The 19635-nt window shown below is 34.5% G+C and carries 16 protein-coding genes, 2 pseudogenes and 1 CRISPR repeat array; of the genes and pseudogenes, 13 read left to right on the top strand and 5 right to left on the bottom strand.

Features of this window, described 5'->3' with window-relative positions; translation table 11 throughout:
• Positions 1 to 42: 42 nt before the first annotated feature.
• From CGC63_RS13400 to CGC63_RS13380, 5 genes and pseudogenes are all read left to right on the top strand, one after another.
• Positions 43 to 2424: a CRISPR-associated helicase/endonuclease Cas3 gene (locus CGC63_RS13400; RefSeq protein WP_003019324.1), complete on the top strand. Its 2382-nt coding sequence runs from the start codon at positions 43 to 45 to the stop codon at positions 2422 to 2424.
• 18 nt (positions 2425 to 2442) lie between these two features.
• Positions 2443 to 2937, top strand: a complete 495-nt coding sequence (gene cas4 / locus CGC63_RS13395) for a CRISPR-associated protein Cas4 (RefSeq protein ID WP_003019322.1) — start codon at positions 2443 to 2445, stop codon at positions 2935 to 2937.
• A gap of 12 nt (positions 2938 to 2949) precedes the next feature.
• Complete coding sequence (gene cas1b, locus CGC63_RS13390) at positions 2950 to 3942, top strand: type I-B CRISPR-associated endonuclease Cas1b (RefSeq protein WP_003019321.1); 993 nt, start codon at positions 2950 to 2952, stop codon at positions 3940 to 3942.
• Complete coding sequence (cas2, locus tag CGC63_RS13385) at positions 3902 to 4222, top strand: CRISPR-associated endonuclease Cas2 (RefSeq protein WP_003019319.1); 321 nt, start codon at positions 3902 to 3904, stop codon at positions 4220 to 4222. The genes cas1b and cas2 overlap by 41 nt, the downstream gene beginning before the upstream one ends.
• Positions 4223 to 4387: 165 nt before the next feature.
• Positions 4388 to 6663: a CRISPR direct-repeat array (repeat unit 30 nt; unit sequence GTATTAATAGAAACATATTGGAATGTAAAT).
• 93 nt (positions 6664 to 6756) lie between these two features.
• A pseudogene (locus CGC63_RS13380) lies at positions 6757 to 7569 on the top strand (IS256 family transposase); the annotation flags it as partial.
• Between the two features lie 204 nt (positions 7570 to 7773).
• Here CGC63_RS13380 and tnpC read toward each other — a convergent pair.
• The 3 genes and pseudogenes from tnpC to CGC63_RS13365 form a co-directional block, all read right to left on the bottom strand.
• Positions 7774 to 9393 (bottom strand): annotated as a pseudogene (gene tnpC / locus CGC63_RS15995) (IS66 family transposase).
• 292 nt (positions 9394 to 9685) lie between these two features.
• Entirely contained in the window at positions 9686 to 10048 is a 363-nt protein-coding gene (gene tnpB, locus CGC63_RS13370; protein WP_003023090.1) for an IS66 family insertion sequence element accessory protein TnpB, read from the bottom strand.
• On the bottom strand, positions 10038 to 10403 hold the full coding sequence (locus CGC63_RS13365) for a hypothetical protein (RefSeq protein WP_096637045.1): 366 nt from the start codon (positions 10401 to 10403) through the stop codon (positions 10038 to 10040). The genes tnpB and CGC63_RS13365 overlap by 11 nt, the downstream gene beginning before the upstream one ends.
• 447 nt (positions 10404 to 10850) lie before the next feature.
• Here CGC63_RS13365 and CGC63_RS13360 point away from each other — a divergent pair, with 447 nt between their 5' ends.
• The 3 genes from CGC63_RS13360 (at position 10851) to CGC63_RS13350 (ending at position 14171) form a co-directional block, all read left to right on the top strand.
• Complete coding sequence (locus CGC63_RS13360; RefSeq protein WP_003023080.1) at positions 10851 to 12275, top strand: SMEK domain-containing protein; 1425 nt, start codon at positions 10851 to 10853, stop codon at positions 12273 to 12275.
• 154 nt (positions 12276 to 12429) lie between these two features.
• Positions 12430 to 13269 (top strand): toll/interleukin-1 receptor domain-containing protein, encoded by an 840-nt coding sequence (locus CGC63_RS13355; protein ID WP_003023079.1) that lies wholly within the window; start codon positions 12430 to 12432, stop codon positions 13267 to 13269.
• Entirely contained in the window at positions 13266 to 14171 is a 906-nt protein-coding gene (locus CGC63_RS13350) for a hypothetical protein (RefSeq protein ID WP_003023078.1), read from the top strand. Before CGC63_RS13355 ends, CGC63_RS13350 begins: the two co-directional genes overlap by 4 nt.
• Positions 14172 to 14220: 49 nt before the next feature.
• Here CGC63_RS13350 and CGC63_RS13345 read toward each other — a convergent pair whose 3' ends face one another.
• Positions 14221 to 15651 carry a pyridoxal phosphate-dependent decarboxylase family protein gene (locus CGC63_RS13345; RefSeq protein ID WP_003023076.1) on the bottom strand — a complete coding sequence of 477 codons (1431 nt, stop codon included), beginning with the start codon at positions 15649 to 15651 and terminating at the stop codon, positions 14221 to 14223.
• Between the two features lie 129 nt (positions 15652 to 15780).
• On the opposite strand from CGC63_RS13345, the gene CGC63_RS13340 reads away from it, so the two are divergent.
• On the top strand, positions 15781 to 16665 hold the full coding sequence (locus tag CGC63_RS13340; RefSeq protein ID WP_003023074.1) for a LysR family transcriptional regulator: 885 nt from the start codon (positions 15781 to 15783) through the stop codon (positions 16663 to 16665).
• 24 nt (positions 16666 to 16689) lie between these two features.
• Here the strand turns inward: CGC63_RS13340 and CGC63_RS13335 are convergent, their stop codons facing one another.
• The gene (locus CGC63_RS13335) at positions 16690 to 17436 is read right to left on the bottom strand and encodes an SDR family NAD(P)-dependent oxidoreductase (RefSeq protein ID WP_003023072.1); all 747 of its coding nucleotides are present in this window, start codon (positions 17434 to 17436) and stop codon (positions 16690 to 16692) included.
• Positions 17437 to 17581: 145 nt separating this feature from the next.
• On the opposite strand from CGC63_RS13335, the gene CGC63_RS13330 reads away from it, so the two are divergent.
• The 4 genes from CGC63_RS13330 to kdpF all read left to right on the top strand — a co-directional run bounded on the left by CGC63_RS13330 (position 17582) and on the right by kdpF (position 19612).
• Positions 17582 to 17941 (top strand): YccF domain-containing protein, encoded by a 360-nt coding sequence (locus CGC63_RS13330; RefSeq protein WP_003023070.1) that lies wholly within the window; start codon positions 17582 to 17584, stop codon positions 17939 to 17941.
• A 21-nt stretch (positions 17942 to 17962) separates the two neighbouring features.
• Positions 17963 to 19249 (top strand): glycoside hydrolase family 125 protein, encoded by a 1287-nt coding sequence (locus CGC63_RS13325; RefSeq protein WP_003023069.1) that lies wholly within the window; start codon positions 17963 to 17965, stop codon positions 19247 to 19249.
• Between the two features lie 166 nt (positions 19250 to 19415).
• A complete protein-coding gene (locus tag CGC63_RS15830; RefSeq protein ID WP_003023068.1) occupies positions 19416 to 19538 on the top strand; it encodes a hypothetical protein in 123 nt (40 codons plus the stop codon).
• On the top strand, positions 19535 to 19612 hold the full coding sequence (gene kdpF / locus CGC63_RS16090) for a K(+)-transporting ATPase subunit F (RefSeq protein ID WP_072446403.1): 78 nt from the start codon (positions 19535 to 19537) through the stop codon (positions 19610 to 19612). The genes CGC63_RS15830 and kdpF overlap by 4 nt, the downstream gene beginning before the upstream one ends.
• Positions 19613 to 19635: the final 23 nt, after the last annotated feature.

Below are 19635 nucleotides of genomic sequence, written 5' to 3'. Positions count from 1 at the left end.
AAGATTTAATAGATACATTTTGGAAAATGGAGGAGTAATATTATGGAGTATTATGCAAAATCAAAAGAGAAAGGAAAGACAGAAAGAGAAAAGAAAAAAATTGAAAACTTATTGCAAAAAATATTACAAGATTCAAGTTGCGAATTGGAGGAATGGGAAATAAAAATTCTTGAGGATGAAATTGAGAAGATTTATGTAGAAAATATAGAAATGCAAAAAACTCTAAAAGAGCATGAAAAGGATATTGTAGCATGTGCAGAAAGATTTTTTGTAAGATATGATCAGTATTTTACAGAAAAGGAAAAGAGGCTGATTATAGAAGCATGTAGAATACATGATTGGGGAAAAGCTAATTTATTATTTCAAGCAGTTGTAAATGAAGAGGTAAAAGAAGAACTATCTAGCTATAATAAAAATAAAAAACAAATTCCTCATGGATTTTTGAGTGCACTGTCCATTTCTGTTGATGAATTTCTACAGATATCAGATTGCTTTAAGAGAGAGGATTTTGATATGTTTTTGACGGCGGTTTATTATCATCACACACGAAATGATGAATGGGATAGCGCGGAGATAAAAGAATATGCAGAGCAATATTACAGAGAGCATTTAGAAAAATATCTAGGAAGGGGAAAGGTATTGATTCGTAGCAGCTATCGCAATAAGTTGTTATTTAGAAATAATAACAATTGTAAAAATCTGCCGATAAAATGGGAGAAATGGGTACTATATTCAACTATTAAAGGTATGTTGAATAAGTTTGATTATACGGTTAGTGCAGGCTACGAAAATGCAGAAATTAATCCGGATTTAGAAAAAAGAGAATTGATAAAGAACGTGGAAGAAGCATTGAAAAATTATAATCTCCGTCCTGTGCAGACATATATGAAAGAGAATGTAGAACAGAATTTGGTTGTTATTGCACCTACTGGTTCTGGAAAAACGGAAGCCGCACTTCTATGGTTAAACGGAGAGAAGGGGTTTTATACATTGCCATTAAGAGTATCTTCTAATGCAATTTATGAGCGAATAAAGGTACGTTATAGATATGAAGATGTTGCACTTTTGCATTCAGATAGTATGCAAGTGTATTTGAAAGAAAGTGATGATACGGATACATATAAAAAGTATGAAAGAGCAAAATTATTGGCAAATCCACTGACTATATGTACAGTTGACCAATTGTTTAAGTTTGTATATAAGGCTTTAGGAACAGAGATATTTCCGGCAACTTTAAAATATTCAAAAATAGTATTGGATGAGATACAAGCGTACTCACCTCAAGTGATTGCGGCTATTATATATGGTCTGAAACAAATTGTATCAATGGGTGGGAAATTTGCAATTATTACAGCAACATTTCCTCCTGTTTTAGAGCATTTTATGAAACAACACGGACTATTGAAGGAAGAGAATTATCAGTTTCAAGATTTTTCAAATTCCTCTGAGTGGCTAAGGCATAAAGTGGATATTCGTGATGGAGAAATGGACATTGATGAAATAGCGGAGCAGGGCTTAGAGAAAAAAGTGTTGATTATATGTAATACTGTTTCAAAAGCACAAGAAATTTATAAGGAGTTAGAGGAATGGACAGAGGAAGTCCATCTCCTTCATTCCAGATATATTAGACGTGACAGAAATCAACTGGAAAAGATGATTATGCAATTTTCAGAAGATAGAGATGTAGCGGGAATTTGGGTTACAACGCAGCTCGTAGAGGCAAGTTTAGATATTGATTTTGATATATTATATACAGAAATGTGTACCGCAGATAGTTTGCTACAAAGAATGGGAAGGTGTAATAGAAAAGCACGATATCAGCCAGAGGAAGCGAATATTATTGTGTATGCAAATGAGAATGGAGTTGGCGATAAGTCTGTATATGGAAAAGAGTTATATTCTCGCTCTTTGGATAAGTTACATCAATATGTAGGCAAAACATTGTCTGAAAAAGAGAAAATAGATTATATTAATCAGGTTTACTGTGCAGAAGAAATTATGGATACTTCTTATTACAAAGAAATTGAAAAATATTTGAAACATTTTGAGGAACTTACACCTTTGGAGTATAGCAAACAGGAAACAGATGAAAAGTTTCGGAATATACAGAGCATAACGGTAGTACCGGACAGTATTTATGATGAAAATCAAATAATATTTGAAAAAAGTATAGAAGTACTTGAATGTCCACATATTGGAAGAAATGTAAAAAGTGTGTTTACTGCGAAATTAAATGATTTGACTTTAAATTTGAATCGATATGGGAATATGAAGGGAGTCGATGTTGCAACTGTAGGTGAAAAGGGGAATTGTAAAATTTTAGATATACATAGAATAAATTTAAAGTATGAATTTGACAGAGAAACTGGAAAAGGATGCGGTTTACTATTGAAACAGATTGAGGACGAGCAATTTTTTATATAATTTAAGAGGAACTTTTATATGGAAGAACGAATTACGGGAGTAATGATTTACTACTATTTTGTATGTAAAAGAAAATTATGGTATTTCTGTCATGAAATTAATATGGAGGCAGAGAATGAAAATGTGATGCTGGGAAAATTGCTGGACGAACATAGTTATCAGAGAGACGAAAAGCATATTAACATTGATAATGTGATTAATATTGATTTTATTAAGGAACATCATGAACTTCACGAAATAAAAAAGAGTAAATCTATAGAAGAGGCGGGAATTTGGCAAGTTAAATATTACTTGTATTATTTAAAACAAAGAGGTGTTGAAAATATTAGAGGGAAAATTGACTATCCTCTTCTTAAGAAAAATGTTATTGTAGAATTAGCGGATGAAGATATAAAAAAACTGGAAGGAATTATTTCGGAAATCTGTAAAATTAGAAAGCAAAATGTACCACCGGAATTTCTGGAAACGAAGGTTTGTAAAAAATGTGCGTATCATGATTTATGTTTTATTTAAAGGGGATATGGGATGAAGCAGAGTTTTTATGTATATAATAGTGGAGATTTGAAAAGAAAAGATAATACCCTTCAGTTTACTTCTTATGAAGGTGAAAAAAGAGATATTCCAATTGAAAGAATATCAGATATTTATGTAATGTCAGAAATGTCTTTTAATACAGTTTTTTTGAATTACATTTCCCAATATGGAATTCCAATACATTTTTTTAATTACTATAATTTTTACACAGGAAGCTTTTATCCTAAAGAAAGTTTATTAGCAGGACAATTGTTAGTAAAGCAGGTGGAACATTATAATAATTATGAGAAACGCTTAGTAATTGCTAAAAAATTTATAGAAGCTGCGGCAGATAATATTTATCGGAATTTACGGTATTATAATGGGAGAGGTAAAGATGTTGTGGAACAGATGCAAGAAATAAATTCTTTACGTCCTAGAATATTGAAAGCAGAAACAATAGAAGAATTAATGGGCATAGAAGGGAATATTCGTCGGAAATATTATTCAGCATGGAATACTATTGTAAATCAGGAAATTAATTTTGAAAAAAGAGTTATGCATCCACCGAATAATATGATTAATTCTTTGATTTCATTTGTCAATTCATTGATTTATTCTAAAACCTTAAGTGAGATTTATCACACACAGTTAAATCCGACAATTAGTTATTTGCATGAGCCTGGATTTCGGAGATATTCATTATGCTTAGATTTGGCAGAAGTATTTAAACCGTTAATAGGGGATAGACTAATTTTTTCCTTGCTAAATCGTAGGCAAATAACAGAGGAAAGTTTTACAAAAGAATTGAATTTCTTGCATTTGAAGAAAGAAGCATCCAAGCTAATTGTAACTGAACTTGAAAATAAGTTAAAAACTACGATTATGCATAAAGAATTGGGGAAACAGGTATCTTATCAATATTTGATTCGTTTAGAGGCATATAAATTAATAAAACATTTAATTGAAGAAAAAGAATACGAAAGTTTTAAAATTTGGTGGTAAAATGTATGTAGTTTTGGTGTATGATATTAGTAAAACAGATAATGGACAAAAGCGTTGGTCTCATGTTTTTAAAACGTGTAAAAAATATTTATCACATGTACAAAATTCTGTATTTGAAGGTGAGATTTCTAAAGTACAATTAATGAAATTGCAGAAGGAATTGAAGCCGTATATTAATGAAGAACTAGATTCGGTACTTGTGTTTAAAAGCAGGCAGGAGAAGTGGCTTGATAAGGAATTTTGGGGAAAAGAGGAGGATAAGACGGGGTTTATGTTGTAATTGTCGACTTGTAATAATGTAAAAAATAGTAGAGGTCGACAGTACGAAATATGAGGGCTGAGACAGCAGTTCTCAGGGAAATAGTAAAAGAATATGTGGAAAGTTGTTTAGGTAGACAAAAATGATATTGTAAGGTATTGAAATATAAGCATGTATGAGAAACGGGTATTAATAGAAACATATTGGAATGTAAATTGGTATCTTAATACAGAAAATTTTACTGCTACCATCCGTATTAATAGAAACATATTGGAATGTAAATTTTGATGTGATTTTAGTATGGAAATTCAGCCGTTTTGGTATTAATAGAAACATATTGGAATGTAAATGAAAATGCTGAAAAAGTAGAAAACAGTACGTCTGCTGTATTAATAGAAACATATTGGAATGTAAATGAGTGTACGAGAAAGGAGAAATGTGAAGAACACGGAGTATTAATAGAAACATATTGGAATGTAAATCCGTTTTATTGGTGGGTTTTGACAAAAATTACTAATTGTATTAATAGAAACATATTGGAATGTAAATCGGATACCTTGTCTGCTTCTGTTTCCTGTGCCGCCGGTATTAATAGAAACATATTGGAATGTAAATAGCATCGCCGTACACCTCAGCATCGCCGTACACCTGTATTAATAGAAACATATTGGAATGTAAATGAGGAAAATATCAAGAACCGTGAGGCGGATACAGGTATTAATAGAAACATATTGGAATGTAAATGAATATCCGCAAGACGTTGTAAACGCCGGACGACTTAGTATTAATAGAAACATATTGGAATGTAAATACGAGAGTATTAAACTCATCCATAATCGATTTTTTAGTATTAATAGAAACATATTGGAATGTAAATACGAGAGTATTAAACTCATCCATAATCGATTTTTTAGTATTAATAGAAACATATTGGAATGTAAATTTTACATAATTGTTTACTTCTGTAATTTCTTCTTCTGGTATTAATAGAAACATATTGGAATGTAAATACATAAGCATTATATAAATATCTCATACGATTTCGTAGTATTAATAGAAACATATTGGAATGTAAATCAGTGTCAATCGGTGCACCAACATTCATTCTCTGGGTATTAATAGAAACATATTGGAATGTAAATCAAATTATAATAGGTTTACGCTTTTTTAAGGTCTGGTATTAATAGAAACATATTGGAATGTAAATACAACCGTGCTGACATCAGAAAACGAAATATCTGTGTATTAATAGAAACATATTGGAATGTAAATGAAATATTATCTTGATACCTTCCAGGGACAGAATAGTATTAATAGAAACATATTGGAATGTAAATCAATGACAAAGAATGAGGCAATCGAAAGCATTTTAGTATTAATAGAAACATATTGGAATGTAAATCAAGGTTATCTTCACTCTGTACGACCCCCTCTCTGAAGTATTAATAGAAACATATTGGAATGTAAATCTGTCTCCTATTCGTAATTGAAACACTCTTTGTAAGTATTAATAGAAACATATTGGAATGTAAATGCATTTGAAGATTTTCTTCTGAAACATCAATCGCTGGTATTAATAGAAACATATTGGAATGTAAATTAGAACGAAATGTATTGCAGCCTATGAGGGAAATTTAGTATTAATAGAAACATATTGGAATGTAAATGCTTTGATAAGACTTTTGAAATTTTAGACACTATCTGTATTAATAGAAACATATTGGAATGTAAATAAGAAATCATTAACAACAGAGAGCGGTGTGTCAATGTATTAATAGAAACATATTGGAATGTAAATACAAGAATAATATGGCTCTTTAAAGTGGTAAAGTCCAGTATTAATAGAAACATATTGGAATGTAAATTACAAACATCACAGGCAAAGCAATTTCTCGTCATACAGTATTAATAGAAACATATTGGAATGTAAATGTAGAACCATCTCCATGCGGATCACGTCTGCCGGAGTGTATTAATAGAAACATATTGGAATGTAAATTCTTTACGGACAAGGAAATGGTAGCCCATGCCAGCCCGTATTAATAGAAACATATTGGAATGTAAATTCCGGAGCGTGCCGAAGACAATGCTATGTACTATGCGTATTAATAGAAACATATTGGAATGTAAATATCTAAATTCATTTCGTGAAAATTTGTGTAAGGAAGTATTAATAGAAACATATTGGAATGTAAATGACGTTGAGGTAATAATCTTTGACGAATTTAATCCAGTATTAATAGAAACATATTGGAATGTAAATAAAGAAATATCCGTTGCAGATTATTTGGACTATTGGGTATTAATAGAAACATATTGGAATGTAAATTATATTCTCCTGTCTTAAAATGTCGAACGGTTTTTCGTATTAATAGAAACATATTGGAATGTAAATGATGACAAGCTTATAAAACTTGGTAGAGAAAGAGTTTGTATTAATAGAAACATATTGGAATGTAAATGCATCTGCATTGTTAGATATAATCGTGTTAGGATAGTATTAATAGGTAAACGCAAAATAGCGAGTACCTTGACATTTTTAGGGAGACTATGAAAAAGTCAGCGAAGGAATGGTTTCAGACATAACAGATAAACTGCTTCCCAAGATTGAGGAATGGCAAAACAGACCATTATCCTCCGTTTATCCAATTGTATTTATAGATGCGGTGCATTTTTCTGTCAGGGACGATGGGATTATTCGAAAGTTAGCAGCATATGTTGTTCTTGGGATAAATGAAGATGGAAAAAAAGAAGTTCTTACAATTGTTATTGGAGAAAACGAAAGCAGTAAATATTGGTTGAGTGTTTTAAACAGCCTTAAAAATCGTGGGGTCAAGGATATTCTGATTTTATGTTCAGATGGTCTTACAGGCATCAAAGAAGCCATCACAGCAGCCTTCCCAGCAACAGAGCAACAAAGATGTATCGTTCACATGGTAAGAAATACTTTAAAATACGTTGCCAATAAAGACATGAAGGCGTTTGCCAAAGATTTGAAGACCATCTACACAGCGGCTGATGAAAATAGTGCCTATACCCAGTTGGAGAACGTAAAACAAAAATGGGAGGGGCAATACCCCAATGCCATGAAACGTTGGTATGATAACTGGGATGCAATAACACCGATTTTTAAGTTTTCTAAAGAAACTAGAACCGCCTTTTACACAACAAATGCAATAGAGTCGTTGAATTCGTCATATCGCCGTTTGAATCGACAGAGAAGCGTATTTCCTAGTTCACAGGCATTATTGAAAGCTCTTTATCTGGCAACTTTTGAAATAGCCAAGAAATGGACTATGCCAATCCGAAATTGGGGAAAAGTACGTGGCGAGCTTGCTATCATGTATCCGGATCGTATGCCGGAATAACAAAAAACGCTGGAATATCAAGAGTGAATAAACACCCGGTTTTTCCGGGTGCTCTTGACATGCCAGCTTATTTTTGATATGTATTAACCAAGGGCTTGACAGCAAAATCTGCCGCCAAGCCCTATCAATTATCATAGAAGATCTGAAATTACAGAAAATTTTTCACACACTCTTTTTAGGCGGCTGCTTTGCAGCCACCGATATTTAACCTTTGCGAATCCCTGCCGGAAGTTTTTCTGACCAGGGCAGAAGATCTTCCAGAAAAGAACAGTCCTTATCATTCATGTGTCTCGGAATCTCTTCCAAGAGATGCTGCACATAATCAAAAGGTTTCAGATTATTGGCTTTTGCAGTTTCTACAATACTGTAAATAATTGCGGAAGATTTGGCTCCATGAATCGTATCGATCATCTGCCAAATCTTCTTTCTAATACAAAAACCTCGGATTGCCCTTTCGGATGCATTATTATCAATCGGAACATCTCCGTCTGTAAGAAATACCCGGAGATATTTTTCCTGATTTCGTGCATATCTAACGGCATCACCAAATTTGTCCTTTTTGGACACATTTATGGTTTTCAGGTACGCAAAAAAAGCATCCACAAGAGGTTTGATAACCACCTGTCGCTGTTTCAGTCGTTCATCAGAAGAAAGGTCATTCAATTTCCCTTCTTCCCGATAGATTGCCTGAATCTGTTTCATCAGCAGAAATGCATTGGATTCCTTTTGGGATGGTTTGGGAATCAGCTTCAAAGCTTCATCAAATCTGCGGCGACAGTGCACCCAGCATCCAGCAATGGTCAGTTCTTCCAATTCTTTTTCTAAAGTATGGTAGACCTGATAACCATCTGTTACACAGATGCCATCGTATCCTTTCAGGAATTCCCGTGGATGGGATGCATTTCTTGTCTGCTGGTATTCATACAGGACAATCTGCCGGTCTTGATACAGATGGCCAGAACGGTATACCCACATCCAGCTTTTGCTTCCGGCTTTGCGTCCGTCATGGTTTACAAGCACCGGTGTTTCGTCTGCCTGGATCACATGATAGAAATACAATTCTTCATGAAGATGATCATAAAGGATCGATAGATATTCCTCTGCCAAACGTATGCACCAGTTTGCCATGTTCTGCCTTGTGATCTACAGGCCATAACGCTGGAATTCCTGCTCTAACCGATAGAGAGGAACTGCATTCACATACTTTCCATTGATGATCGCAGCTCCAAGAGATGGTGATACCAAACTTCCATGCAGTAATGCTTTTGGATGGTCTGCTTTGACCATGTGCTCATCTGTTTTGCTGGCATACACACCGATGTGATGTTCTTCTACCTCTACCCTCGCAGGTGCAAAATGATATTTTTTGGAAATGGCATCCGGTAACTGTTTCCACCCATTGACACCAAATTCTATTTCCAATTCCTCCTCTGACAGATAATGGTCAATCCGTCTGACCGTAAGTCCGGAAAGATCTGATTCTTTCTTTCCCTTACGCTTTGGCTGTTTTGGAGATTTGAGTTCCAGATCATCAGGTTCTTTTTCATTGAGATCGTAGACAGCTTCCGCTTCATTGAAAAAAACAATAGTGCCGTCTACTTCTTGAAAACAGATCTGGCTGGTATCTTCCATTTTTTCAGATGACCTTCCAAAACGGTTCTGCTTACCAAGGATTACCTGTTCCATCAGAAGCTGCATTTTTTCATTCGATGCGTGAAGCTCCTTTGTTATGGCTTCCAATTGTTCCTGCTGTTGTAAAAGAAGCTGGATAAGAAACGACTTATCAACACTATTTAATTGTTCCTCCGTATACTTAACTGCCATAACCAAACCTCACTTTCCTGAGTGCTATTATAGCGGAACCAACGGTTTTTGGCTATTTTTGAATTCTGTCACCTTCGTCATTTTGACAGTGGATAACAGTCATGAATACCTGAAAATAAAAGCCTGAATTTCAGATATTTATGACTGTTATCCACAATCTGAAAAGTTTTGGAATCAGGAGTATATAGAAACTCACAGAAAACTTTCAGGATGTGAATAACTTTAAATTTTATATTGCACAGGGTGATTTATCATGGATGAAAGCAATTTTATTTTCTGCGTTTTGCACAAATCACAAGGAGAATTCTGGACAGGAGATTTCTTCTATGGGATGTCTGGCAACGATTTCCAGACCTTGCATTAACATTTGATACTGGTCTGCACTAATTTCCAGTGCTTCTTCTTGTGTACGGGGCCAGCAGAAGTTTCCGTTTTCAATCCGCTTGTACAGAAGTAGAAATCCATCGCCCTCCCAGATAAGCCCTTTTATCCGATCTGTACGTTTGCCGCAAAATAAGAATAATGTATTCTTATCGTAAGGATCAAGCTGGAACTGAAAACGTATGATTCTGGCCAAGCCATCGATCCCTCTGCGCAGATCCGTAAATCCAGTCGCCAGATATACTTTTTTGAACCCGGAGCCATCATTGAGCATTGCCGAGCACTCCCAAAAGTGTTTTTAGAAATGAATCAGATGCCTGTTCGGTAATTTCCAGAGTGAGGTTGTTTCTGCCTCTAATCAAGGCAATGATTTTATACTCCGCTGCCATATTTACCGGCTGGATTGCAGAAGAGGGAACTTCTACAAATGTTTGTGTATGATCCGCTGTTTTCAGATAAGCCTCACGAACTTTCCGGAGTCTCCAGTAATAACTTGCTTTTGTAATGTCGTGTAGTTGACACCATTCATCGATTTTCATTCCTTGCGGACGGTTTTGGCATTCCCTGACCATGTCAGCCCATTCACTCAGACGGGTTTGCTGTGCAACTAAACTTGTATGAGATTTCATAACTCACCTCCTGTAGCAAAGTCAAAAAAGTTGAGTACTAAACTATTTGGACTTTGTAGTGATGAGTCTATTATCTCACATCGGATGATTTTGAACAGGTACTCGCTATTTTGCGTTTACATTAATAGAAACATATTGGAATGGAAGCATATAGCCAGATAGTGGTGGCTTTGAATGCAAAGCAAAATTCTTATATCAATACAATATCCAGAAGGATACAGAAAAAATAAGATAACAAAGATGAATGAACAATGGAAAAACTTAAAAGAAGAGTGTACTGCAAATATCACATTTGTTTATCATGGCTGTTGAGCTGACAGTCTAACAGTAAGAAGTGTCCTCTTTATAGAGGTGTTATTTGGAGATACGATTATGAATGAGAAAGAGTGCTTCAAATTTACATTAGATCTTTTGAACAAATATGATTAGCAAAAGAAAGAGGTTAAAATGCGTAAAGTTACACGAAAGAGTATAAAAGATTCAGATATTGATTTAAAAAGAGTTAAGAAACGTTTGTTAGAAATGGCAGATGCAATTCACATTAACAATAAAAATAACTTAACAGATATAAATGTTATATGTGAAGAAATTTTTGGACAGATATTAAATAAGTTGTATGATATAAATCTAGTTTCACTATCAGCAGAAGTTTCGGGAACTTTTATAGCTGTTGATTTAGTTGATTATGGAAAAAGAGTTGCATATCAAATAACTTCGCAAAATAGTCGAAAAAAAATTGACACAACTCTTAAAAAGTTTAATGACTCAGGGTTATATAGGAATATTGATGAACTTTATTTTCTCATATTGAGTTCACATGAACATACATATAAAGGCACAGATACTATATGTTTAAAGAATGGAAAAAAGTTTTCTTATACAAAAAATGTAATGAATTTCAATAAACTTATAAGTGAAATAGAACGAAAAAACGAAATAAAAACTGGTTTTATTGTAGATGTATATGAGTGCATTAGTATGGTATATGATTCGGGACGATTAAAATATTTTAGCATTGTGAATGAAACCGAATTGTTGATGCGGACTTCAATTTATGATTTAGACGAAACAAAATCATGGACAAAAGGTTATGGAGACATACATTTATCAGCATTTATACCATTATCTTATGAAGGCGAGTTGAGTTGCATGCTTCAGATACGCCAACATAATTTGTCAGGTGTATATATTACATTTAATCAAGAAATGTTATTAGAGGACTATTTTATATCAGAAATAGAATTTGAGAAAAAACATCATGTTGGTAGATATGAGGACGAAGAAGAAATTTGTATGCAAATTCAAAATATGCGTATTAATTTAAATGCGCATACTGCATATCATATATATAAGTTGTTTGAAGAACTTAAAGAGGAGTATTTTGTGACAAGAAAGAAAATCAATAATATTCTTGGAGTTGAAGGTCTGAGTAGAGAGGAAAATAAATACCGTCTTATGACAATTGATATAATGGAATGGGAAGAAATATTATTTTTTGCAAGAAATCATGATTGGCTTCAAAAAGACAATGAAATGGAGTGGAATATTTTTAATAATAATTGTAGTAGAAGTAGTCTCACTTTATCCCCAAATGTAAATGGAACAATTCGAGGAGATATATTGGCTAAAATATCAGTTAGCCCAAATGAATTATGGAATGATAAATTGGATTTATATTGGGAACCGGGATTTAAGACTGGTACAAGAAGTATGGATTGTTTTGATAATATTGTTAAGTGGAAAGCTGATTACACAGCAGAATGGATTAGAAATAAACTTTTGGAAAGAGCACATACATATTATGAAAAATGTAATACCAAGCAGTCTTTTTGGCAGAGAATATGGAACAGATTGCATATAGGCAAAGCATAGTGTGAAGCCTTAAAATTTCAGAATATCATTTCTGTATATTAGAAATCTATAGAACTATTTCCTGAAATAAAAGGATAAATATCATAAAAAATGCGAATAGTTTTTTCTTTTCCAAAAGAATATACTGATGAAAAAACAAAAGAGGTAAAATGGGATGGATAAAGATTATATATGGGAAGCAGAGTATGGAAGAAGAAATCATTTACGGGAAATATTAAAAGAACTTGTAAGAAAGCAACAAGCAGAAGCATTACAGATGGTAGCATTATGTGTAAATAATATACCGTATAATTTAGAACTGTATATAGTAGTTAGTTATGATAGACCTCAAAAAGAAGATATAGAAGAAATGCAGGAATTGTTTGAAGGGGGAGGGCTGTTGTATCGACAGGATTTAACAATGATAGAACTTTTAAAAGAAATGGGAAATAGACGATTTGATAGCTATACAGTTTTAGATGAAGCATCTGTTGATGTAATATTTGATGGTGCATTTGCTTTCGCAGAAATCGGGGATTTAGAAAAGAAAGGTTATATTATGAAGCCATTGGGAAAACAAAGCCCGGTTTTTATTAGTCACAGTTCTAAAGATAAAAATGAGGTAGAAAAACTACTTCCTTATTTGAACGGCTCGGGGTTACCGGTATGGTTTGATAAATATAGTATTCATATAGGCGAGTCGATTGTAGAAGGTGTACAAAATGGGATAGAAAGTGCAGAAAGTGTGATTTTTTGGATTACAAGAAACTTTTTATTGTCTAAATGGTGCAAGTATGAAATGAGAAGCTTTGTTAGAAAATTAATTGAAGATGAGATACTTATTATTAGTATTTTGGATGAAGATATTGCAATATCGGATTTACCATTGTTTATGCAGGACGTAAAAGCTTTATATAGAAAAGAAAAAAATTACGAGGAGTTAGCAAAAGAAATTTTACCGGTTATGAAGCAATATGTTACCAGTAGAATAAATAAACGTGAGGGTATGGTATGAAATTAGATATATGTGAAATCAAGAAGATGTTAAAAACAATGTGTGAAGTTACCGTCTATTCAGAAAGAAATCAAATATATTTGAAAAAACATTTTAGAGAACAATTGGGAAGCAATATAGAAATATCAATTAATAGGAAAAACAAGAAAGAAATGATTATTAAAGAAACAGGAGAGGGGAGGTGTAAAACTAATTATTATTCAAAAGAGATCGTAGAAGAACTTTCGAATGCAGTGAATAAAACAGGAAATTTGCAGTTTGTATTTTTGTATGATTTAAAGGAAGAGATATGGAGAGGTGTGTTAATTCCTAATTTTGAAGAATCATATTTATGGAATGAGTTGAAAAATCAATCTCAAGAAAGTAATGAATATGAACAGTTTTATGAAGAGAAGAAACTGATTGTAACAATTATGAAACGTCGATATTGGTCTATAATAGAATATGAAGAAGTAGAATTTTTATATAGCGTGGCTTGCAGGATAACACAAATGGTATATCCTCATGAAAACAAAGATGGATGGAACTATTTAATTGCATGTTTACTAGGATTGATGAGAGAAACCTTAAGTACACAAAGGAAAATAAAAAAAGTAGAATCCCAACTTTCATTAAATACATTTGTGAGTAGGAATACACGTTGTGAATATCAAGAATTTTTTGGTTCGACAGATGCAGTTGATGAAAATATAGTTGTAGAAGAATTTAAAAGCCAACTAACTTCATTTGAAAAACTAATTTTAAATTGGAGAACAAGGAACATAGATTTAGAGAATAATATTAGCATAGGATATTATTTTAAAGAACGTTTACTTCAATCACTGGAAAATATGAAAGAGAAAGCATACAGGTATTTCGGGAAAGATTATGTAAGGAGTTTTTTTGAAACAAGAATAGCATAGTAACAAACCGCCCGCAAGTCTCAGAAATGGAGATTTGCGGGCTTAAAATTTATTTCATATCTTTATAAAGTTCCTTCCCATAAGTATCTAATAAATGGATTGTTTTTTCCATGTCTTCTTTTTCTGTTTCAGGATGAAGGGCGCAGATGCGAAGGACTGTTTTTCCATGAAGGACAGTAGTAAACACAGCAGCATATCCGCTTTCCAATATTTTTTCGGAAATTTGTTCATTTAAAAGATCGGTTTGCTCGTTGGATAATCCTTTTGGGGCATAGCGGAAATTTATCATGGCAAGCTGTGCTGGAGATATAATTTCCCAATCAGGAAGCTCTTTTAAAATATCTTCTGCCCAATATGCAAGCTGAAAACCGTGTTCAATAGCACTGCCGATTAAATCTGTTCCTAAAATCTGTAAGGTGAGCCACAGTTTTAATCCTCTGGCAGGTCTGGTGAGTTCCATACCGATATCCCATGTATTAATATGTTCTCTGTCTCCCTGCACATCTTTTAAATATTCTGGATTTACGTGAAAACTGTGGAACAAATGTTGAATATCTTTTACCAAAACCATAGCACATCCATAAGTTTGAAATAGCCATTTATGGGCATCCCAACTTAAACTGTCAGCCAATTCTGTTCCGTCTAAAAGGTGGCGATATTTAGGACTTAACAGGACAGAAGCGCCGTAAGCGCCATCAATATGAAACCAAAGGTTGTGTTTCTGGCAGATAGCTGCGATAGCTTTGAATGGATCAATACTTCCGGTATTTGTAGTTCCGGCAGTTCCGATAACTACAAATGGGATAAGTCCGGCTTTTTTGTCATCTAAAATCGTTTTTTCCAAAATTTCAGTATTTATTTTAAAATCCGGTGTAGTAGGAATTTTACGAATTCTTTTGTTGGGAATACCGATAATGCGAAGACCTTTTGCAACAGAGCTGTGTGTTTGGTCGGAAATATATGCAACACCCAGATGTAAGGTTTCATCTGTAAGCTTGTTGTCTCGAGCAGCTGTAAGTGCTGTGATATTTGCCATGGAACCTCCGCTTACAAAAACACCTCCGGATTTTTCACCAAATCCTGCCTGAGTGCAGAGCCATTTTAACACTTCCTGCTCAATACAGTTTACCATGGGAGCCAGTTTGCTCCCACCTGCATGGATATTATAGGCAGATGTCATAATATCACCAAGCCAAGAAATAGAAGAAGCAGGACCAGGTACAAAGCCAAAGAAACGTGGATGATTGGAGTCTCCTCGATACTGGTATACTTCGTTCATCATTTTCTGAACTACCTCATTGGCAGGACGCCCGTCTTTGGGAATTCCCAACTGTTTTATTTTTTCAGCTTGTCCATCCGGTGCATTCCAGATGACCTGCTGTGTATGAATATCATGCTTTTCCAAACAAAAATCATGAACAAAATTTTTGATTTCTTTTTCTAACTGAGCGCTGTTTAAAATATTTTCACTGTTTATCATAATATTATCAACTCCTAAAGTTTCATTGTTATCTTGACGCCTTTAATATAGTAGTTTACACTAAAACTATTTATTTGTTAAATTGATAAATTTTATAATATATATGAAAAAAAATAATAAGAGGAAGATATGGAAATTAGAAATATCGCTACTTTTTTAAAGGTAGCAGGGACACAAAACTTTTCGAAAGCAGCAGAGCAGTTGGGCTATTCACAATCAGCAGTTACGGTACAGATACAACAGTTAGAAAAAGAATTAGATACACAGCTTTTTGAAAGAATAGGGAAAAGAGTTTATTTAACAGAGAAAGGGCAGGAATTTGTTTTTTATGCAAACGAAATTATGAGGGTGACGAATCGTGCCCTTGATTTTTCGAAGAAAAACAGTGTACCGAAGGGGACGTTGAGAATAGGGGGTGTAGAGTCGATTTGTACGGCATTGCTGCCTGATTTAATATTAAAGCTTCATAAGCTTTGTCCTGAGATTGAAATTGTAATTAAATCCGGAAAAACCGCAGATTTACTTGATATGGCCAAGGGAAATGATTTGGATTTGATTTTTACTTTGGACCAGAAAATTTGTAATCCGGAGTGGCCTTGTGCAATGCAAAGAACAGAAGAAATTATTTTTGTTACATTGGGAAAAGAAAGACAGGAAAAGAGAAAAATACAGATACAGGAATTGGTACAGGAACCTTTTCTTCTTACAGAGAGGGGAGCAGCCTATCATTATGAATTAGAGCGACTTTTATCAGAACGTGATTTAAGAATTTCACCTGTGTTGGAGATTGGGAATACAGAGACAATTATCAATTTATTGAAAAGGGGAATGGGTGTTTCTTTTTTGCCGGAATTTACGGTGAGAAAGGAATTAAAAAGAGGAAAACTCAGGCAGCTTGATACAGATTTACCCGGTGTAAAAATGTACAGCCAATTATTGCACTATAAAAATAAGTGGATTACACCTCAGATGCAAGTGTTTATAGACATGGTAAAAGGAGAGCAGACTCATTAAATATTGAGCGCTCTCCTTTTGGGATTATGTGCGGGCAAGCCCATCCACACTCAGCACTACGCCTGTAATATAAGAAGCCTCATCAGAAGCTAGAAATACAAAAGCATTAGCAATGTCCTCCGGTTGTCCCAGACGGCGTAAAGGAATTTGAGCAATCATCGGTTCGATGACTTCCTTTGGAACTGCCTTCATCATGTCTGTTTCTGTAATTCCGGGGGCTACTGCATTTACACGAATCCCTTTTGGCCCCAGTTCTCGTGCAAGAGATACCGTAAGACCATTTACCGCAAATTTGGAAGTAGGATAGGCAATACCGCTTGGCTGTCCGTAAATACTTACCATAGAAGAGGTACTTAAAATAACACCTTTCTTGCGTGCTACCATACATTCAGATGCTGCTTTGGTAGCATTGAATACGCCTTTTACATTTAAGTCCATAACTTTATCAAACATTTCTTCTGTATAATCAGTAAAAAGTGTGCTTTCCGAAACTCCGGCATTGTTGACAAGAATGTCTACACATCCGTATTGTGAAGTGACGCTTTTAAATTCGGCTCTTACAGCTTTTAAATCACTTAAATCAGGGCTAATTCCTACTACTGTGGAGTCAGGGTATTTTTCTTTTAACTGTGCAACTGCTTTTTGGGCAGACTGCATAGAACTGGCAGTTAAGATTACAGTTGCGCCTTCTCTTAAAAATGCATCGGCAGTGGCATATCCAATACCTCTGCTTCCTCCGGTTATAATTGCTACTTTATCTTTTAATCTCATAAATATTCACCTCGTAAAATTGATATGTTTAGTATACGCATTTAACAGAAGAATATCTGTGACCAAATCACAAAAGGAAAAAACAAATACTTGCACAGGATATTTGAGAATGGTATGATAGGAAGAAATAAACAGGAGGTAGAAGATGGGCTGTTTAGGGAACTTGTTATGGTTTATTTTTGGAGGCTGCATTTCCGGTCTTAGCTGGTGTCTGGCAGGATGTCTGTGGTGTATTACGATTATCGGAATTCCTGTGGGACTGCAGTGCTTTAAGTTTGCATCTTTAAGCTTTTTTCCTTTTGGAAAAGAAGTTTCTTATGGCGGAGGGGCAGGCTCTTTGATTTTAAATATTATCTGGCTGGTGGTATCAGGACTGCCACTTGCGCTGGAACATTTGGTTTTTGGGGTGGCTTTATGTATTACTGTGATAGGCATTCCTTTTGGTTTGCAGCAGTTTAAGCTTGCAAAGCTGGCGCTTATGCCCTTTGGCGCAGAAATTGTATAAGAAAAGAAAGGATTATGAAAAATGAGTGAACAAATGCAGAAAACAATGGACAAATTTTTAGAAGAATTAAGAGGAAAAGCAAAAGACTATCCAGAACTGATGGATTTATTTGTAACCTGCTATACAAACACATTGGATACCACAGTAAAGAGAATGGAAAACAACACCACACATGTAATTACAGGTGATATTCCGGCTATGTGGCTGAGAGACTCCGCTGCGCAGCTTCGTCCATATATCTTCCTTGCAAAGGAAGATGAGGAAATTCGTGAGTTAATTGCAGGACTTGTGAGAAGACAGTTTATGTATATCAATATTGATGAGTATGCAAATGCTTTCAACCATTCTGCAAGCGGTGACTGCTGGGAAAAGGATGATCCAAATCAGAGCCCATGGGTATGGGAAAGAAAATTTGAGATTGACTCTTTATGCTACCCAATTCAGTTGGCATATTTATTATGGAAAAATGCAGATTGTGTAACACAGTTTAATGAAGATTTCCAGAAAGGTGTAGAAAAAATTCTGGAAGTATTCCACACAGAGCAGTATCATGAAGAAAAATCTTCTTATCGTTTTAACAGAAACAATGGATATTATCGTGATACACTTTCCAGAGATGGTAAGGGAGCATTAGTAAAATCAGGAACAGGTTTAATCTGGTCCGGTTTCCGTCCAAGTGATGATGCTTGTACTTATGGATATTTAATTCCTTCCAATATGTTTGCAGTAGTTGTTTTAGGATATCTGGAAGAAATTGAAACAGAGATTTATCATAATCAGGAGCTTGCCAAGGCAGCAAAAGAATTAAAAGATGAGGTTTATCAGGCGATTGAAACAATCGGTAAGACTTTCACAGAAGAATTCGGTATGGTATATGCCTATGAAACAGATGGTTTTGGTATGTACAACTTAATGGACGATGCCAATGTACCAAGTCTTCTTTCCATGGATTATTTGGGATATCCTTCTGATAGGGAAATTGCAGGAAATACAAGAAGACTGCTCCTTAGCGAAGCTAATCCATTCTATTTCAAGGGAGAAAAGGCAGCAGGAATTGGAAGCCCTCATACACCTTCCAACTATGTTTGGCATATTGCTATGGCAATTCAGGGACTTACAGAAACTGAACAGGAAAAGAAAATGGAAATTTTAAAAACAATGGCTGCTACAACCGGCGGCAAAGGTGTTATGCACGAAGGATTTTGTTGTGAAGACGATACTCGCTTTACAAGAGAATGGTTTTCATGGGCAAATGCCATGTATGCAGAATTGTTCTTAGACTGCATGGGATATCGTTTAGAAAAATAAAGAAAAATTTTTAGAATAGAGAAGAACTTTTGAAAGGGGAGGCTGTTTTATACAGCCTCCTTTTTATGCTGTTTTAATACCATTTTAATACCTCGCCTCTGTATTATAACACGAATTTAAAATTACCTATGCTACACTAGGTTCTGCCATAAAGGAAGAAAGAGAGATGAAGAATATGGATTTATTGATGATTTTAATTCTGGCAATATGCTTTGGCAGTATGAAGCTTTTGGCTGACTGGTGTGAAAAACAGGTAGGAATTACCGTTTCTAAGGAGGAGCGCAAATGATTTTATTAGGTATGATTATTTTATTGCTTGCCGGATATTTGTTTTATGCTTTGATTTATCCGGAGAAACTGTAAGACATAAAGGAAGCTTGGAGGAG

Origin of the sequence: Blautia hansenii DSM 20583 (genome assembly GCF_002222595.2) — a bacterium.
GTDB classification, from domain to species: domain Bacteria; phylum Bacillota; class Clostridia; order Lachnospirales; family Lachnospiraceae; genus Blautia; species Blautia hansenii.
Note: the sequence above shows the minus strand (reverse complement) of the source record. Positions and strands in the feature narration are given on the sequence as shown.

Bases quoted from the DNA above. Each gene is read 5' to 3' on its own strand.
- CGC63_RS13400 (WP_003019324.1), top strand. From the start codon at position 43: ATGGAGTATTATGCAAAATCAAAAGAGAAAGGAAAGACAGAAAGAGAA.
- CGC63_RS13365 (WP_096637045.1), bottom strand. From the start codon at position 10,403: ATGAAATCTCATACAAGTTTAGTTGCACAGCAAACCCGTCTGAGTGAA.
- CGC63_RS13325 (WP_003023069.1), top strand. From the start codon at position 17,963: ATGAGTGAACAAATGCAGAAAACAATGGACAAATTTTTAGAAGAATTA.
- cas4 (WP_003019322.1), top strand. From the start codon at position 2,443: ATGGAAGAACGAATTACGGGAGTAATGATTTACTACTATTTTGTATGT.
- tnpB (WP_003023090.1), bottom strand. From the start codon at position 10,048: ATGCTCAATGATGGCTCCGGGTTCAAAAAAGTATATCTGGCGACTGGA.
- CGC63_RS13355 (WP_003023079.1), top strand. From the start codon at position 12,430: ATGGATAAAGATTATATATGGGAAGCAGAGTATGGAAGAAGAAATCAT.
- CGC63_RS13340 (WP_003023074.1), top strand. From the start codon at position 15,781: ATGGAAATTAGAAATATCGCTACTTTTTTAAAGGTAGCAGGGACACAA.
- CGC63_RS13335 (WP_003023072.1), bottom strand. From the start codon at position 17,436: ATGAGATTAAAAGATAAAGTAGCAATTATAACCGGAGGAAGCAGAGGT.
- cas1b (WP_003019321.1), top strand. From the start codon at position 2,950: ATGAAGCAGAGTTTTTATGTATATAATAGTGGAGATTTGAAAAGAAAA.
- kdpF (WP_072446403.1), top strand. From the start codon at position 19,535: ATGATTTTATTAGGTATGATTATTTTATTGCTTGCCGGATATTTGTTT.
- CGC63_RS13360 (WP_003023080.1), top strand. From the start codon at position 10,851: ATGCGTAAAGTTACACGAAAGAGTATAAAAGATTCAGATATTGATTTA.
- CGC63_RS13345 (WP_003023076.1), bottom strand. From the start codon at position 15,651: ATGATAAACAGTGAAAATATTTTAAACAGCGCTCAGTTAGAAAAAGAA.
- CGC63_RS13330 (WP_003023070.1), top strand. From the start codon at position 17,582: ATGGGCTGTTTAGGGAACTTGTTATGGTTTATTTTTGGAGGCTGCATT.
- CGC63_RS15830 (WP_003023068.1), top strand. From the start codon at position 19,416: ATGAAGAATATGGATTTATTGATGATTTTAATTCTGGCAATATGCTTT.
- CGC63_RS13350 (WP_003023078.1), top strand. From the start codon at position 13,266: ATGAAATTAGATATATGTGAAATCAAGAAGATGTTAAAAACAATGTGT.